This is a genomic window from Rhodococcus sp. IEGM 1409, from assembly GCF_030056735.1.
Lineage (GTDB): Bacteria > Actinomycetota > Actinomycetes > Mycobacteriales > Mycobacteriaceae > Rhodococcus_F.
In genome coordinates, this window is the sequence record NZ_JASHKN010000008.1 from 116,444 (window position 1) to 132,385 (window position 15,942).

At 62.8% G+C, this 15,942-nt stretch carries 15 protein-coding genes; 3 read left to right on the top strand and 12 right to left on the bottom strand.

Annotated features, from left to right (window positions below; all coding sequences use genetic code 11):
• Positions 1–5: 5 nt before the first annotated feature.
• Positions 6–665 carry a response regulator gene (locus QM716_RS20610; RefSeq protein WP_283305944.1) on the bottom strand — a complete coding sequence of 220 codons (660 nt, stop codon included), beginning with the start codon at positions 663–665 and terminating at the stop codon, positions 6–8.
• A gap of 176 nt (positions 666–841) precedes the next feature.
• Between QM716_RS20610 and QM716_RS20615 the strand changes: the two genes are divergently transcribed.
• Positions 842–1,303, top strand: coding sequence for a hypothetical protein (locus QM716_RS20615; RefSeq protein ID WP_283305945.1), 462 nt, complete (start codon positions 842–844; stop codon positions 1,301–1,303).
• Between the two features lie 89 nt (positions 1,304–1,392).
• Here QM716_RS20615 and QM716_RS20620 read toward each other — a convergent pair whose 3' ends face one another.
• From QM716_RS20620 to dnaK, 9 genes are all read right to left on the bottom strand, one after another.
• Complete coding sequence (locus QM716_RS20620; RefSeq protein WP_283305946.1) at positions 1,393–2,568, bottom strand: NADH:flavin oxidoreductase; 1,176 nt, start codon at positions 2,566–2,568, stop codon at positions 1,393–1,395.
• Positions 2,569–2,700: 132 nt separating this feature from the next.
• Positions 2,701–3,420, bottom strand: a complete 720-nt coding sequence (locus QM716_RS20625; protein ID WP_283305947.1) for an ABC transporter ATP-binding protein — start codon at positions 3,418–3,420, stop codon at positions 2,701–2,703.
• Positions 3,420–5,270, bottom strand: coding sequence for a branched-chain amino acid ABC transporter ATP-binding protein/permease (locus QM716_RS20630; protein WP_283305948.1), 1,851 nt, complete (start codon positions 5,268–5,270; stop codon positions 3,420–3,422). The genes QM716_RS20625 and QM716_RS20630 overlap by 1 nt, the downstream gene beginning before the upstream one ends.
• Before the next feature lies 1 nt (position 5,271).
• Positions 5,272–6,129, bottom strand: a complete 858-nt coding sequence (locus tag QM716_RS20635) for a branched-chain amino acid ABC transporter permease (RefSeq protein ID WP_020906602.1) — start codon at positions 6,127–6,129, stop codon at positions 5,272–5,274.
• On the bottom strand, positions 6,126–7,340 hold the full coding sequence (locus QM716_RS20640) for an ABC transporter substrate-binding protein (protein WP_283305949.1): 1,215 nt from the start codon (positions 7,338–7,340) through the stop codon (positions 6,126–6,128). Before QM716_RS20640 ends, QM716_RS20635 begins: the two co-directional genes overlap by 4 nt.
• A 331-nt stretch (positions 7,341–7,671) precedes the next feature.
• Positions 7,672–8,082 (bottom strand): heat shock protein transcriptional repressor HspR, encoded by a 411-nt coding sequence (locus QM716_RS20645; protein ID WP_003944355.1) that lies wholly within the window; start codon positions 8,080–8,082, stop codon positions 7,672–7,674.
• Entirely contained in the window at positions 8,079–9,251 is a 1,173-nt protein-coding gene (dnaJ, locus tag QM716_RS20650) for a molecular chaperone DnaJ (RefSeq protein ID WP_050656306.1), read from the bottom strand. The genes QM716_RS20645 and dnaJ overlap by 4 nt, the downstream gene beginning before the upstream one ends.
• A 22-nt stretch (positions 9,252–9,273) precedes the next feature.
• Positions 9,274–9,870, bottom strand: a complete 597-nt coding sequence (gene grpE, locus QM716_RS20655; protein ID WP_283305950.1) for a nucleotide exchange factor GrpE — start codon at positions 9,868–9,870, stop codon at positions 9,274–9,276.
• The gene (gene dnaK, locus QM716_RS20660; protein ID WP_283305951.1) at positions 9,867–11,720 is read right to left on the bottom strand and encodes a molecular chaperone DnaK; all 1,854 of its coding nucleotides are present in this window, start codon (positions 11,718–11,720) and stop codon (positions 9,867–9,869) included. The genes grpE and dnaK overlap by 4 nt, the downstream gene beginning before the upstream one ends.
• 262 nt (positions 11,721–11,982) lie before the next feature.
• Here dnaK and QM716_RS20665 point away from each other — a divergent pair, with 262 nt between their 5' ends.
• Both QM716_RS20665 and QM716_RS20670 read left to right on the top strand, forming a co-directional pair.
• Positions 11,983–12,573: a hypothetical protein gene (locus QM716_RS20665; RefSeq protein ID WP_283305952.1), complete on the top strand. Its 591-nt coding sequence runs from the start codon at positions 11,983–11,985 to the stop codon at positions 12,571–12,573.
• Entirely contained in the window at positions 12,570–13,574 is a 1,005-nt protein-coding gene (locus tag QM716_RS20670) for a TIGR03617 family F420-dependent LLM class oxidoreductase (protein ID WP_283305953.1), read from the top strand. Before QM716_RS20665 ends, QM716_RS20670 begins: the two co-directional genes overlap by 4 nt.
• A 43-nt stretch (positions 13,575–13,617) precedes the next feature.
• Here QM716_RS20670 and QM716_RS20675 read toward each other — a convergent pair whose 3' ends face one another.
• A complete protein-coding gene (locus QM716_RS20675; protein WP_283305955.1) occupies positions 13,618–14,262 on the bottom strand; it encodes an FMN-dependent NADH-azoreductase in 645 nt (214 codons plus the stop codon).
• A gap of 23 nt (positions 14,263–14,285) precedes the next feature.
• Positions 14,286–15,869: an MFS transporter gene (locus tag QM716_RS20680; protein WP_283305956.1), complete on the bottom strand. Its 1,584-nt coding sequence runs from the start codon at positions 15,867–15,869 to the stop codon at positions 14,286–14,288.
• Positions 15,870–15,942: the final 73 nt, after the last annotated feature.

Genomic DNA, 15,942 nt, shown 5'->3' on the forward strand with positions numbered 1-15,942 from the left:
CCTGCTCACTCCAACAGACCCTGCCGCATCGCGGCGGCGACGGCGGCGCCTCGATCGTTGACTCCGAGTTTCTCGTAGAGGCGCTGCACGTGGGTTTTGACGGTGGAGGGCGCGAGAAAGAGCTGAGAGGCGATGGCTGGGATGCTGGCGCCCTGCGCGATCAATCCGAGGACCTCACGTTCGCGGGCACTGAGCGTCGGGCCGGACGGTTCACTGCGACGCCGAACCTCTCCCACCAATCCGGCAGCGATGCTGGGCGGCAACACATCTCGACCCGCAGCACAGTCGAGCACGGCGCTCACGATCTCGGCGCGGGTGGATTCCTTCGGCAGGAATCCTGCAGCACCCGCTTGCAGAGCCTGATAGACGACAGATGACTCGTCGTGAGCGCTGAGCAGTAGCACCCGCGTCGGAAGCTCGTCTCGAACCACTGCGGCCGCGACCTGAGTTCCATCCAGGTGCGGCATCCGGAAATCGAGCAGCGCGACCTGCGGGCGTAGTTCGCGGATCATTGCGAGCGCAGCTGCGCCGTCGTCGGCCTCGCCCAGGACATTGATGCTGTCACTGCCGGTCAGAGCCCGAACCACGCCCTCACGAAACAACGGATGATCGTCGCCGACCACCACGGAAACCTTGCCGGCCAGCGGCTTCGCGCCTTCTCGCATTGCTCACTTTCTCACGCCCGTACCAGCAATGCGAGCACTTGCGCCTCCCCCGATCGGGGGACAGACGATTCAACCCCGCCAAGGCCCCGTCGGCGGACATACAGCAGCACTCAATCGCGACAAGATTGATTCATCGCCGAAAACGGCAACCACACACCATCCCAGGAGCAGACATCATGCGTACCAACACCACTCGCTTCGTAGCAGTCACCGCGATCGCCCTCGCTGTCGGCGGAACCGCACTGGGAACCGCAGCGGTCGCCAACGCCGGCACCATGCCGACCGACGGCCCGACGGTTGCCATGACGATCACCAACAACACCGACAACCCGATGCTGCTGGACAGCGCGTCCAACCCCTACGGACAGTGGATCAACGGTCCTCGCTCCTACCTGGCCCCGCACACAACCGAAATCGTCACCGCCTACAGCAGCGATCCCCGCGGTATCGGCGTCGACGTCACCTACAACGTGGCCGACGGTGTACAGACCGTCATGGCGGCCAACAACTACGCCGGCAACCCCACTCTCGACGGGACTCGCATCATCGGCGACCCGACGCACGTCATCCTCACCGATTACATGGCCACGGGCTACCCCACGATGAACGCGTCGTACGACGTCTTCACACAGAACTGAACCAGATCGGCTGAATCAAACACACTTGTTTCGCTACGGCCCACGACCCGGTATCCACATGGATGTCGGGACGTGGTGTGTGCCGGCCCCTAGACCCGCTCGACCAACACGCAGCGGGCGCCACTGAAGATCGTGGGCATGCACTTGTTGCAGTGGATGCACAGTGAATGAGTATCGGGTTCGGCTGCGATCCGATTGACCAGATCCGGTTCTCTGAGCAGCGCCCGCGCCATGGCGACAAACTCGAATCCCTCCGCCATCGCCGTATCCATACCCGCTTTGTCCGTGACACCGCCGAGGAGCACGAGCGGCAACTTCACCGCAGCACGGATCTGTCGAGCCTCTTCCAGCATGAACAGCGGCTTGTAAGGATAGGTATGCAACATGCTCTTGCCCACCAACTGCACGCCGAGTCGAACTGGTTGCGGCATCGCGGCGGCGAACTCGCGGATCGGCGCATCGCCTTTGAACAGGTACATCGGGTTGAGCAGCGAGCTACCCATCGTCAACTCGAGCGCGTCGACGCTTCCGGATGCTTCGAGCCACTGCGCCACCTGGATTGCTTCGTCGACCCAGAATCCGCCTGGCACACCGTCGTCCATGTTCAGCTTGGCCAAGATCGCGATCTTGTCGCCAATGGCATCGCGTACGCTGCGCGCAGTTTCGAGTACGACGCGAGCCCGGTTCTCCAGTGACCCGCCGTAGGAATCCTTACGACGGTTGAGTTTCGGGCTCAGGAACGAACTCGCAAAATAGTTGTGACCGAAGTGGATCTCGACGGCGTCGAACCCTGCCTCGACGGCAAGTTGCGCGGCGCTGCCATGTGCCGCAGCAATTCTGGCGATGTCCGCTGTACTGGCGCTGCGAATCATCTTCATGCTCAACGGATTGAACGAACTCGACGGCGCCAGCGCAGGCAGACCTGTCGACTTCTGATTTGCCACCGGACCGGCATGCCCTAGCTGCGCCGACGCTGCTGCCCCTTCGGCGTGAATGGCATCGGTGAGTCGTCGCAGTCCGGGGAGGGCTTCGGGCCGCATCCACAGCTGGCCGTATTCGGTGCGCCCTTCCGGTGCGACAGCGCAGTATGCGACGGTGGACATCCCGACTCCGCCGGCGGCTGGGCGACGATGGAACTCGATCAGCTCGTCGGTGACCAGGGCGTCGGGAGTTTTGCCTTCGAATGTCGCGGACTTGATGATTCGATTTCGAAGGGTCACCGGGCCGAGCTTCGCGGGGGCGAGCACGTCGGGAGCAGTGGTCATCGAGTTTGCCTCTCGCGGGAGTTGTTTGCAGGACGGTAGATCGATGGACCCGAGCCGGCTAGTACCCGTGCCACGGAGCGGGAAACGACTTCAGCCCGGCCGAGGCGGCCGGGCTGAAGTCGTCACTGCTGTTCAGATGCGTCCGAAGTACGCGTCCTTGAGAACCGCGAGGTCGTCGATGTCCTTGGCGTCGGCGTCGAGAACCACCTTGCCGATGTCGAGGACTGTCACGTGATCGGCGACGCTCATCGCGGCCTCCACTGCCTGCTCCACCAGCAGGACCGCCAGTCCGGTTTCCTTGAGCTGTTGGACGCGGTCCATCACCTCGCCGACAATCACGGGAGCCAGCCCGCCCGAAGGTTCGTCAAGCAAGAGCAATCGGGGCTGCGCCATCAATGCTGCACCGATCGCGAGCATCTGCTGCTGACCGCCCGACATGGAACCGGCGGGAAGCGAACGCTTCTCCCCCAGGATCGGGAACATCTCGTACATGGACTCGACGGACTCCATGAGCTCGCTGCGCCCCACCTTGCGGGTGTACCCGCCGAGCAGGAGGTTCTGCTCGACGGTCTGCTTGTGAAAGACCCGCTTGCCCTCCTGCACGTACGCCATCCCCTGCCGCACCCGCTTGTGCGCGGGAACTCCGGTGATGTCGGCGCCGTCCATCTCGACGGTCCCCGAGGCCACTTTGTTGAGCCCGGACAGTGCGCGCAGCGTGCTCGTCTTGCCTGCGCCGTTGCGTCCGAGCAGAGCGGTTACCTGACCGGGATAGACGTCGAACGACACATCCCAGACGACGCGCAGATCGCCGTACCCGGTCTGCAGGTTCCGGACCTCGAGAATCGGTTCCATCACTTCACCTCGCTGGTCTGATGGTCTACTGCGCCGATTTCTTCGAGAAGCGCTTCTTCGTCACCGGACTTGACTCCGAGATACTCTCTCAACACGCGCGGGTGATGTTCGATGGTCGCTGCATCGCCGGTGGCGATCACCTGACCCTGTGCCAGCACGACTATTTCGTCGGCCAACGAGAGCACGAGGCGGAAGTTGTGCTCCACCAACACCACTGTGGCCCCGGCATCTCGCAGTACCCGGATCAGATCTGCCAGGCGTTCGAGTTCGTCTTCGTCGAGCCCCGACGCCACCTCGTCGAAGAGGACGACCCTCGGCTCGGCGATGACGGCGCGAGCAACTTCGAGCATACGACGCATGCCCAGGGGCAGCGAAGTCGCGATCTCGTTGCGCAAGTGCGACATCCCCACGAGTTCGAGGACACGCTCGGCCTCGACTAGGTCGGCCTTCGCGATCTTGCGGAAGCTGGGCAGGCGAAGCACGGCCGACGCCATCGACGCGCGGTGCACCGAATAGCGTCCGGATGCAACTGCTTCGAGAACCGTGATGTTCTCCGGAATCGTCGGAGTTTGGAACGTCCGCGCCACACCCACGCGCGCCACCTTGTGCGGCGACGACTGCGAGACGACCGTGTCACCGATCGTGATCACGCCCGCATCCGCGGTGTAGAAACCGCAGATCATGTTGAGCATGGTCGTCTTGCCTGAACCGTTCGGCCCGATCAACGCGGTGACCTTACCGGCTTCTGCAGTCAGAGTTGCCGCATTGAGTGCCTGGTTGCCACCGAAGGCTTTGGACACTCCCTCGACCACCAACCGCGCACCGTTGATCGGTGCCAGTTCCGGTGTTCCACCGCTGTTTTCCTTCGCAGCGACAACGCCCAAGCCGGCCTTGCGATCGAGTTTCGAGACGATCGCTCGCCCAACCTTGGTCAAACCACCGGAGAGCAGCACACCGCCGATGATCAGGAAGCCGCCGTAGAAGATCAGCGAATACTCCTGGAATGCCGTCGACTGGTTGGGACCGAGCTGCATGATCGCGGCACCGACTACTGCGCCGTACACACTTGCCGCACCGCCGAGGATCGACGCCGCCAGAACGGCTGTGGCAAAGGTGAACCCGAAGGCCTCCGGTGAGATGAACAGGTCGGTGTTGGCAAACAGCGCACCCGCCAGACCGGCCGGGAACGCGCCGATGGCATAACCGAGCAGCTTCATCCGGAACACCGACACACCCTGCGACGACGCCAGAACCGGCGACTGCTTGAGTGTGCGGAACGCGATGCCGTGGCGCGAGACCACCAGGTTGCGCATGACCGCGAACCAGAGGACCGTCACGACGACTACCACCATGTAGTACTGCTGGGTGTCGAGTTCGGAACCGAAGAGCGTCGGCGGCTCCATGCCGGTGAGGCCGTTTCGGCCGCCGGTCTTGCCGCCGAAGATCGCCAGTACGTCCGGTACCAGCAGCACCAGGAAGAACGACGTCATGGCCAGGGACCAGTTGCCCAGGCGCAGACCGGGAACACCGGTCAGTATGCCGACAGCCAGTGCCACCGCACCGGAGGCAGCAAGCTGGAGCAGAATGTCGGTGTGACCGGCCTGGGACATCAGACCTGCGGTGTAAGCACCTGCCGCGTACATAGCGGCCTGGCCGAGGGCCAGTTCACCGGCAAAGCCGAGGCTCAGGTTCAGGCCACTGACGACAAGCGCCAGGATGCAGGCCAATTGAATCTGCCGTGATGTCGACAGATCGAGCCCGAGGATCGGGAGCAGCAAGATCACCACGGCCAGGACCAGCGGGATGATCCAGCTCGGAAGGGAACGGAAAGTCCGCCACGCACTTACCATCTCACACCACCCGTTCTCGGACATTGCCGAACAAGCCGGCAGGTTTGACCATCAAGATGACGATCAGCACCGTGAAGACGGCGATATTGCTGTACTGACTCCCCGCCCACAGGGCGGTGAACGATTCCACCAGACCGACGGTCAACCCGCCGATCAAAGCGCCTGGCAGAGAGCCGAACCCGCCGATCGCCAACGCCACGAACCCCTTGAGCGCCAGTGCGGCACCCAACGTCGCAACCGCAAACGTCTTGGGACCGACCAGCAGTCCGAGGACTCCGGCCAAGGCACCCGAGAAGGCAAACGCACCCAACGCCAACCGTCGTACGTTGACTCCGCGCAGCATCGCCGCTTCACGATCCTCGGAGATACCGATCAGAGCCAGACCCGTCATCGTTTTCTTCGAGACGTAACTCAACCCGATGACCAGTGCGATCGCCGCAACCAGCAGAGCGATCTCGACCGGGTAGGTACGGCCGCCGAGCAAGGTGATCGGTTCGTTCGATCCGAAGAACGGAACGGTGAGAGGTTCACTACCCCAGATCAATTGGGTGGCGCCGTTGAGCAGAGTCGCAACGCCCAACGTCGTCACCAATTGGTTCTGGTGATCAGCCACCGGTCTGATCGCGACTATCTCCTCGACCGAGGCGAGGAGCATCACGGTCACGGTCGCCATGACGGCCACCACGAGAACGGGGAGTTTCAGTGTCACCAGACCGGTGTAGGCGACAAAGGTGCCCACCATCATCAGCTGAGCCTGAGCGAAGTTGAAAGTGTTGGAGGAAACGAAGACGATGTTGTACCCGATGGCAACCAGCACGTAGACCGCGCCGAGCGCCAAACCGGACCACAGAATGGTCATGACGCAGCCGGGTTTCCGAACTGACCGTTGAGGATCTTCGTCGGACTGATGAACTTCAACTCACTGGTGTCCGGATTCGGGCCGTGGTTATCGGAGCTGAAGTTATATCGCGAGAGGAAGGCAGTCTTGGCATTCTCCTGGACCTCCGAGGTTTCCAGCGCCTCGGCGAGCTTCTTCGGATCGGTCGAACTGCCGACCTTCTCCGCTGCTGCTGCGACGAGGGGGAATGCGTCGTAGTTGTCAGCGAGGATGAGTGTCGACGGGATGGAGCCCAGCGACGCCATCGTGTCCACCATCGTGGTGACGAGCGCGTTGTTCGGATCGAACACCGTGCTGGTGAACACCTGCGTCACAAGATTCTTCACCTGGGGCGTACCAAGCACACCGGCCGGCGGGTCGTTCGCGATCAGGTTGGTGGCAGACACCGATGTGTTTCCGACCAGCGGCACATCCCAGCCGAGACGCTCGAGGCTCTGCAACACGTATCCGAGAGGAGCACCGTACGCATCCAAGGCGATGGCCGCAGCACCGGCATTCTTGAGCGACTGCAACTGAGCCGTCATGTCCAGCGCTGCAGCGTCGTACTCCTCGTTGCCGGCAGCCTTCAGACCGACCTTCTCGAGTGCACTGGTCATCTCTTCGCCGAACAGTTCACCGTAGGCGGTGCTGCCGTGCAGCACTCCGACGCTGCTGTAGCCCTTGGTCTTTGCATACTCGGAGATTCCGCGAGCTGTGTCGGTTGCGCCCGGAGCCAGGTCGAAGTTCAGGGGGAACTTCGAGGGGTCCGTCGAATCAGGCGATGGTGCCATGCTCAACGAGAGGATGTTGTTCTGCTTGAGGATCGGGAGAACCGCAGCAGCGATCGACGAAGGACCCGAGTTGAGGTAGAGGTCAGGCTTGTTGCCCGAGTTGATGGCTTCGCGCAGCTTGGTGACGGCGATGGTTGCATCACCCGCATCGTCCACCGTGGTGAGCTCGATCTGGCGGCCACCGATTCCCCCGGCCTCGTTCTGGACCTGAACGCCAGCCTTGGTGGCCAGCAGCGAGGTCTGCGAGTTCGCGGCGAGGACTCCCTGTGCACTGATCCCGCCGGTCAGCAGCACTCGGTACGGCGAATCCGTGCCACCGTCGGACTCCGAGGAACCACTACACCCTGCAAGAGCCAGAGCCGTCACGGCTACTGCCGCAACAAGAATGGGCCGACGATTCATGTCTGCACTCCTAGAACACATGTATGCACCGAACGTCAGGCGAATACCTGACGAAAGAAGGGGCGGCCGGTGGACGCGCCTGATTTCGAGCACCAGCCAACCAAGCGCCCGCTTGATGATCTAGCAAGCAGTTGCTTGGGTTGGAGCATAGAATGTGATCTGGATAACGTCAAACGCACTGAAGTGGAGTCATGGAAGCGGACGCTATACACATTCGGGCGGCCTCGACAGACCGATTCCCGCTGGGTGGAAATGCCAAAACGGCTCCACTCCCGGCCGGATTCGATGAAGTGAATCCGACAGGGCGTGGAGCCGTTTGTGTAAGGTCCGACTACCGCTGGTTGCGGGGCTTCCAAACCACCAACGCGTTGTTGCGCGGGATCGGCACGAGGTCCCGGCGATAGCCCGCATGGACTTTCGCGATCTCCTCGGCCAATTCGCGGACGCGATGCTGCAGAGCCTCGACCTGGTTGGTCAGTTCGATGATCCGTTTGATTCCGGCAAGGTTGACGCCCTCGTCCTGCGAAAGCCGTTGCACTTCACGAAGAAGCGCAACATCACGAGGGGAGTAGCGTCGTCCGCCACCGGTGGTTCGGTGCGGGGTGACCAAACCGAGTCGGTCGTAGTTACGCAAGGTCTGCGCATGCATTCCGGCCAACTCGGCTGCCACCGAGATCACGAAGATCTGAGCGTCAGGATCGACCGTCGCATCCCATTGATTCTGCGGTCGCTCGGTCATCATGCACCGGCCCACCCGGCCCGTGGATCGAACCCGCTCGCCTTCTCGGCTTCGAGATAGGTTTTCAGCGCTTCGATCGCCGGGTCGTCCAACTTCTGCGGGACGGATACCTTGACGGTGACCAGAAGGTCACCAGCTCCCTCGGGACGCTTGGGGATGCCACGTCCGCGAACTCGCAGAATGCGCCCGTCCACCGTTCCGGCCGGAACCTTCACTCCGACACGGCCGTCCAAGGTCGGCACCGACAGTGTCGTTCCCAGTACCAGCTCGCCGTAGCTCACCGGAACCGTCAGTGTCAGGTCGTCACCGTTGCGGCCGAAGACGCTGTCCGGCTTGACGCGGATGTTGACGAACAGGTCGCCGGCCGGAGCTCCGCGGAGTCCCGCTTCGCCCTTGCCCTTGAGTCTGATCTTCTGACCGTCGCTGACGCCCGCAGGCACCCGTACCGTGATGGTCCGTGTGCGATTGGTGACGCCGCTACCGTGGCAGTCCTCGCAAGGCGAATCGATGATCGAGCCGGTTCCCCGGCAATCGTCACACGGCTCACTGAATCCGAAAGCGCCCTGGTTCCGGCTCACTACGCCGGTTCCGTTGCAATGCGGGCACACTCGCGGGCTGGTGCCTGGCTTTGCGCCGCTGCCGTGACACGTGGTGCACGACGTCGGGCTGGTCAGACGAAGTGGGACGGTGACACCGAGCGCTGCTTCGCGGAAGGCGAGCGTCGTCTCGGTCTCGAGATCCTTGCCTCGACGCGGACGGTTGGGCGCAGCTGTTCGCTGGCCCGCTCCCCCACGGTTGAACAATCCGCCGAAGATGTCTCCGAGACCCGAGTCCTGTCCACCGGCGCCGCCGCCGAACAGATCGTTGATGTCGAAACCACCAGCGCCGGGGTTGAATCCACCGCCGCCTTGTGCGCGGGGGCCGAAGCCGCCGCTGGCAAACAGACGCCTGGCTTCGTCGTACTCCTTGCGCTTTTCCGGGTCGGACAGCACTGCATGAGCTTCGCTGACTGTCTTGAAACGCTCTTCGGCCTTCGCGTCGTCAGGGTTGGCATCGGGATGCAGATCCCGGGCCAGCTTGCGATACGCCTTCTTGATCTCGTCGGCCGTGGCGGTGGACGAGACGCCCAGCTCCTTGTAGAAGTCCTTCTCGATCCACTCCCGTTGACTCACTGGGCGTCTCCTCCTCTCACTCTTACTTCGCTTCTTCCTCTGAACCGTCAGCAGGCTTGTCGCCCACCCGGTCCGTCACGGCCACCATCGCGGTCCGAAGGACCCGGTCGCCGAGCTTGTAACCCTTGCGCATGACCGTCCCGAGTACGGGGTCGTGGCCTTCGCCTTCATGCTGCACCGCTTCGTGGAGCGCGGGATCGAAATCGTCACCCTCGTTACCGAAGTCGATCAAACCCAGACCCGTCAGGGTCGTGTTGAGCTTGTCCGCGAGCGCACGCAACGGACCTGTTTCCAGGTCACCGTGTGCCCGAGCGCGATCCAGGTCGTCGAGAATTCCGATGAGCTCGGTGATGACCGAAGCCCGCGCGGTTTCCTTGATGACCTGCTTGTCACGCTCGACGCGACGACGGTAGTTGGTGAACTCCGCCTGCAAGCGCTGCAGATCCGCAGTTCGTTCGGCGAGCTGATCGGTGGCGGATGCTTCCTCCACGATCGACTCTGCTTCCTGAACTACCCCTGTGTCTTCCGAGTCGAGCGGCGGCAGGGATTCCCCCGCCGCCTCTCCCTGTGCACCGGTCTCGGGGTCGACCGGGTTGTTCTCGGAGTTGTCCGAGGTCACTTCTTGTCCGAGTCGGTGGGCTCGTCGACAACCTCGGCGTCGACGACGTCGTCGTCATTGCCAGCGCCGTCGGTGTTTCCGGCCTCGTTTGCAGCGGAAGCCTCGTAGATGGCCTGGCCCAGAGCCTGCGACTCGGTGCCCAGCTTCTCCACTGCGGTCTTCACTGCAGCGATGTCGGTGCCTGCCAGGGCGTCGTTGACGTCCTTGACCGCTGCCTCGACCTTGGTCAGGATCTCCTCGGAGACCTTGCCCGCGTTCTCACCGTCACGCTGCTCCTTGACGAACTTCTCCGTCTGGTGGACCAGCGACTCGGCCTGGTTGCGGACCTCTGCCTCTTCGCGACGGGCCTTGTCTTCCTCGGCGTGAGCCTCGGCATCCTTGACCATGCGCTCGATCTCTTCCTTGGACAGACCGGAGCCGTCCTGGATCTTGATCGTGTTTTCCTTGCCGGTGCCCTTGTCCTTCGCCGTCACGTGCACGATGCCGTTGGCGTCGATGTCGAACGTGACCTCGATCTGCGGGACGCCACGCGGGGCGGGCGGCAGATCGGTGAGCTCGAAGGAGCCGAGCAGCTTGTTGTGCGAAGCGATTTCGCGCTCACCCTGGAAGACCTGGATCTGCACCGAAGGCTGATTGTCGTCAGCCGTGGTGAAGGTCTCGGAACGCTTCGTGGGGATCGTGGTGTTGCGCTCGATGAGCTTGGTCATCACGCCACCCTTGGTTTCGATACCGAGGGAAAGCGGCGTGACGTCGAGGAGCAGAACGTCCTTGACCTCACCCTTGAGCACGCCGGCCTGGAGTGCGGCGCCGACGGCGACGACCTCGTCCGGGTTGACACCCTTGTTGGGCTCACGGCCACCGGTCAGTTCACGAACCAGATCGGAGACGGCCGGCATACGGGTGGAGCCACCGACGAGCACGACATGGTCGATGTCCTTGACGGCGATTCCGCTGTCCTTGATCACTGCCTGGAACGGCGCACGGGTGCGATCGAGCAGATCGGAGGTGATCTTCTGGAACTCGCTGCGGGAGAGCTGCTCGTCCAGGAAGAGCGGGTTCTTGTCCGCGTCGACCGTGATGTACGGGAGGTTGATGGAGGTGCTCTGCGAGCTGGAGAGCTCGATCTTCGCCTTCTCCGCAGCCTCACGCAGACGCTGCAGGGCCATCTTGTCCTTGGTCAGATCGATGCCGTTCTGAGCCTTGAACTTGTCGACCAGCCAAGCGACGACGCGCTCGTCCCAGTCGTCGCCACCGAGGTGGTTGTCACCGGAAGTTGCACGAACCTCGACGACGCCGTCGCCGATTTCGAGCAGGGAGACGTCGAAGGTTCCGCCACCGAGGTCGAAGACCAGGATGGTCTGCTCGGTGTCACCCTTGTCCAGTCCGTACGCCAGTGCAGCCGCGGTGGGCTCGTTGACGATACGAAGGACGTTGAGGCCGGCGATCTGGCCGGCTTCCTTGGTTGCCTGACGCTGTGCGTCCTCGAAGTACGCGGGGACGGTGATGACGGCGTCGGTGATGTCTTCGCCGAGGTAAGCCTCCGCGTCACGCTTGAGCTTCATGAGCGTGCGGGCGCTGATTTCCTGCGGCGTGTACTTCTTGCCGTCGATTTCAACGTTCCAGTCAGTGCCGATGTGGCGCTTGACGGAGCGGAGGGTGCGGTCGACGTTCGTGACTGCCTGGTTCTTCGCGGGCTGACCGACGAGAACCTCGCCGTTCTTGGCAAATGCGACCACCGAGGGGGTGGTACGTGAGCCTTCGGCGTTGGCGACCACTACGGGCTCGCCGCCCTCCAGCACTGCAACTACCGAGTTGGTCGTACCGAGATCGATACCGACTGCACGAGCCATAGTGTTCCTACCTTTCGTTCTGCGGTTCTCTGCCCGAGTGGTTGATCTCGAACATGACCGCGAGCTTTTCGCTTGGTGAGCGTCCTCCGCTCAAGTTTGCCTCCGACCGTGGCCGGGAGTCAACTTGAAGTTGAGCCGAGGGCACTCAAGCTTGTCGAAATGGTCAACTACAGCCCACGTAGATTTGTTCCCGCCTTCCCCGAAAAGCCGGAAAAGTGCGCCACATCACTTCCGTATCTCTCCAAATGGCTACGATCGGCCGGTGACCGATCCCGACAATTCTCCCGCTCGACCTGCTCGACCTGCTCGACCGGCGCCACCGCCGCCGCGCCCGGCACCCGAGCGACCCGACGTCTCGGTTCGGCCACTCCGACCTGCAGCGAGCGACGAGACGCCCAAAGCCGTGACCTTGTCTGCTTCTGCCTGGGTCGGCTCGTTCGTCGTTCTGGCCGGAATCGCCGGAGTGGTAGTCACCAACCTCGACGACGTCCGATCCGCTCTCGAAGAATCGACTGCGCGCGACAACCCCGGATACTCGTCTACCGACATCTCCGACGCCGTGACCGTCGTGCTGGCGGGCAGCGGCGGCGGCGCTCTCGTCCTGGTCCTGCTCGCACTTTTGAGCCTTCAACTCCTCCGCGCACGCAAGAACGCCGGGCGGGTGATGACGGTGATCGTCGGAGCCCTGAGCATCGCGGCCGGGCTCGGCTTCATGTCCCTGGTCGACGGCGCAGCGGATATCGGCGCCGGAGTCCTGACGTGGGGTCCGATTCTCTACTGCATCCTTGTTGCAGTGGCGGCGATCGCGCCGTTCGGTCCCGGTGTCAGCGACTGGCTGCGAGCACGCCGATGAAGGTTCACGTTCAACTCGACTCCTCGCCTGGCGCAGGCGCTGTTCGCAGCCGTGAACTCGCGGAGACCGGCGCCGGCGGCCTGTTCACGTTCGAGGGGCCGCACGACGTGTTCTTCCCACTTGTCGAAGCTGCTTCGGCCGTCGAACTCGACCTGATGACCAACGTGGCCATCGCGTTCCCCCGCAGTCCCATGCATCTGGCGCATTCGGCCAACGACCTACAGTTGCTCAGTCGCGGCCACTTTCGGCTGGGTCTCGGATCGCAGATCAAACCGCACATCGAAAATCGCTACAGCGCAACGTGGTCGCGTCCAGTGGCCCGCATGAAGGAGACGGTCGCAGCGGTCAAAGCGATCTTCACGGCGTGGGAGAACACCTCGACGCTGAACTTCCGCGGCGAGTTCTTCACCCACACTCTGATGCCGCCGACATTCGACCCCGGACCCAATCCCTATGGACCGCCGCCCATCCTGATGGGGGCACTCGGGCCGGTGATGACCCGTACCGCCGCGGCGGTGGCCGACGGACTCCTCGTGATGCCGTTCCACTCGGAGCGACACTTCCTCGAGCGCACACTTCCGGCAGTCGATACAGGCCTTCGCGAATCCGCGCGCACCCGAGACGAATTCACGATTATCCCGCAGGTCATCGTCGGCGTCGGCCGCAGCGACGATCAACTCGCCGCGGCCACCCGCGGTGTCCGAGCCCTGCTCTCGTTCTACGGTTCGACACCCGCATACCGTCCGGTGCTCGACGTCGAAGGGTGGGGCGAGATCCAGCCGGAACTCAACGCCCTGTCGAAGCGAGGCGGCTACGCCGACATGGCATCACTGATCACCGATCCGATGCTCACCACACTCGCCGTTGTCGGCACCCCCGACGAATGTGCCACCGAGATTCGGCGGCGGTTCGGCGAGCATGCCGACGAAGTGTGTTGCTACTTTCCCGGTTACGACGCAGAGCCGACAGACGTGGCGTCGATGATCTCGGGTCTCGCCTGAACCTGGTCAGACCCCTGATCAGGCCCCTGATCAAGCCCCCTGATCAATCCCCCAAGGTACGGACCAGCTCGACGAGCGATTCCCGGGCAGCGCGCAGGCTTGCCTGAGCCTGCTCGATCAGCGGTGCCATCGCCGGAATGCGCTGCGCCAAGGTCAGTTCCGCGGTGATGACGGAGACATCCATTCCCATCGACACCCCCAGTACCTGAACGAGCGGCGGGACGGTGTGATCGTTGGCCTCGTTCCCCGAACCCGGCGCATAGGTGTTTCCGCGGCTGGACACGATCACCACGGGCTTGCCTGCCATGGGCTGAGTACGCGTGTCGAAAGGCACCGTTGTGCCCAGGACGTGTACGTAATCGATCCACGCTTTCAACGTGGACGGGATCGACCAGTTGTACATCGGTGCACCGATCACGACTACGTCCGCAGCGGCGAGTTGCTCGATGACCCGAGCCTGCAATGCTTCTGCGTCGGCATCCGGACTCTCTCCGTCGACGCGCAAGCGTGGTGCGTAGTGCAGGGCCGCGTCCGCGAGGTGCGGCAAGGGATCTCGGTGCAGGTCCAACGTCACCGTCGTGTGATTCGGGCTGATCTCCGACCACTGCTGAGCGAACAGTGCGGTCAGGTCACGCGAGGTCGAGTTGCGGAGTTCGGCAGACGAATCGATGTGAAGTAGTTGTGGCATCCCTCATCAGTACCAGAGCGTGCTCAACTCTTCTCCGCGGCGAGATCGGATTCCGCCGCGTACTGCGCCAGCAGGACACGCTCACGCTCGCGATGCGGATAGAAGAACGTCACCACTGCGGCACCGGCGCACACGATGATGATTGCCGCGAGGTAGGCATGTGTATCCCCGTCCAGGAAGGCATTTTTGGCGGCGGTCATGATTTGGTCGGCGTATTGCGGGTAGCGTTCTGCCAGAACTTCGGCGCTGGAGAAGGATTTGGTGAGCGCGGCTTGAGTTTCGGGAGTCACCTCGGATGCGTTCGGCGAGGACGAGATCGCATTCCCCAACGATTTTGCGTACCCGGCAGTGAGTATGCCGCCGAGAATCGACTGCATGATGGCGCCGCCCAGGTCGCGTTGCAGGTCCGAAGTTCCCGACGCCATACCCGCGCGATGCACGGGAACGGAACCGGTGAGGGACCGAGATGCCGGTGTGCCGGCCAGCCCGACCCCGATGCCGACAAGTGCGTAGGCCAACGCAACCTGCCAGTATTGTGTTTTTTCGTTCCACATGAACAGCGCGACAAACAACCCGAGAACCACAAACAGGTACCCGGAGAGCAGAGTGACTCGGGCGCCGTACCTTTCGATCATGGTCGCCGAACGCGGCGCAACGATCACCATCGCCAGAGCCGCCGGAATAATGGCCGCACCAGCTGCCAGCGTCGAGTAACTCAGTACGTTCTGCAGGAACTGCTGGCCGATGAACATCGCGCCCATGAGCGATCCGAACACCACCAACCCGCCCACGGCTGCGACCCAGAAAGTTGGGCGCGCAGCTACGTGAAGGTCGAACAGTGGATTGACCGCGCGTCGTTGCTGCAGGAAAAACCCGACGCCCGCGACGAGCGCGATCGCGCCGAGCACGAGTGCCATCGTGCCCGAACCCTTCACCGGCGCGAAGTTGATGGACAGCACCAGCGCCCCGATGAAGACGATCGAAACTATGCCGCCGAGGTGATCAACTCGTTCGGTCGTCTCGTTGACGTGAGCGGGCACCAACATCAGTGAACAGATCAGTGCGACGAGAGCCAACGGAAGGGTGACGAAGAAGACCGAACCCCAGTGAAACTGCTCGAGCAGCGCCCCCGAGACGATCGGACCCAGTGCCGAGATCGCTCCGCCGATGGCCGACCACATGGCTATCGCCTTGGTTCGTGCCGGTCCTGCCCACAACGCCGTGATGATCGCCAGCGTCGTCGGGAATGCCAGACCTGCCGACACGCCTCCGAGTATTCGGGCGAGGAAGAGAACTTCGAAGTTCCCGGCGAATCCCGCCACGATCGACGCCGGAATGGACAGCGCCATGCCGGTGACCAGCAGCATCTTGCGCCCGTACCGGTCTCCCAAGGCCCCGAGGTAGAGCACCGTTCCGGCCAGGCCCAGCGAGTAGCCGACCGCGATCAGATTCAGTTGCGTCTGACTGGCGTCGAAAGCCCGACCGATGTCGGGCAGCGCGACATTCGCGACCGAAAGATTGAGGTTCGCGACCGCAGCCACCAGGATGAGCGTCCCCAGGACGAAGGTGGCTCGATCCGGTGATGCGGACTTGATGTCACTCGCCATGCGCGTGCTCCCATCGAGGTGGGACCCGAACCTGGGAGTTATGTCCGGATCATCCCGAACTCAAGATAGAACC

Excerpts from the sequence above, each read along its gene's own strand:
- QM716_RS20610 (WP_283305944.1), bottom strand. The coding sequence starts at position 665 with ATGCGAGAAGGCGCGAAGCCGCTGGCCGGCAAGGTTTCCGTGGTGGTC.
- QM716_RS20615 (WP_283305945.1), top strand. The coding sequence starts at position 842 with ATGCGTACCAACACCACTCGCTTCGTAGCAGTCACCGCGATCGCCCTC.
- QM716_RS20620 (WP_283305946.1), bottom strand. The coding sequence starts at position 2,568 with ATGACCACTGCTCCCGACGTGCTCGCCCCCGCGAAGCTCGGCCCGGTG.
- QM716_RS20625 (WP_283305947.1), bottom strand. The coding sequence starts at position 3,420 with ATGGAACCGATTCTCGAGGTCCGGAACCTGCAGACCGGGTACGGCGAT.
- QM716_RS20630 (WP_283305948.1), bottom strand. The coding sequence starts at position 5,270 with ATGGTAAGTGCGTGGCGGACTTTCCGTTCCCTTCCGAGCTGGATCATC.
- QM716_RS20635 (WP_020906602.1), bottom strand. The coding sequence starts at position 6,129 with ATGACCATTCTGTGGTCCGGTTTGGCGCTCGGCGCGGTCTACGTGCTG.
- QM716_RS20640 (WP_283305949.1), bottom strand. The coding sequence starts at position 7,340 with ATGAATCGTCGGCCCATTCTTGTTGCGGCAGTAGCCGTGACGGCTCTG.
- QM716_RS20645 (WP_003944355.1), bottom strand. The coding sequence starts at position 8,082 with ATGATGACCGAGCGACCGCAGAATCAATGGGATGCGACGGTCGATCCT.
- dnaK (WP_283305951.1), bottom strand. The coding sequence starts at position 11,720 with ATGGCTCGTGCAGTCGGTATCGATCTCGGTACGACCAACTCGGTAGTT.
- QM716_RS20670 (WP_283305953.1), top strand. The coding sequence starts at position 12,570 with ATGAAGGTTCACGTTCAACTCGACTCCTCGCCTGGCGCAGGCGCTGTT.
- QM716_RS20675 (WP_283305955.1), bottom strand. The coding sequence starts at position 14,262 with ATGCCACAACTACTTCACATCGATTCGTCTGCCGAACTCCGCAACTCG.
- QM716_RS20680 (WP_283305956.1), bottom strand. The coding sequence starts at position 15,869 with ATGGCGAGTGACATCAAGTCCGCATCACCGGATCGAGCCACCTTCGTC.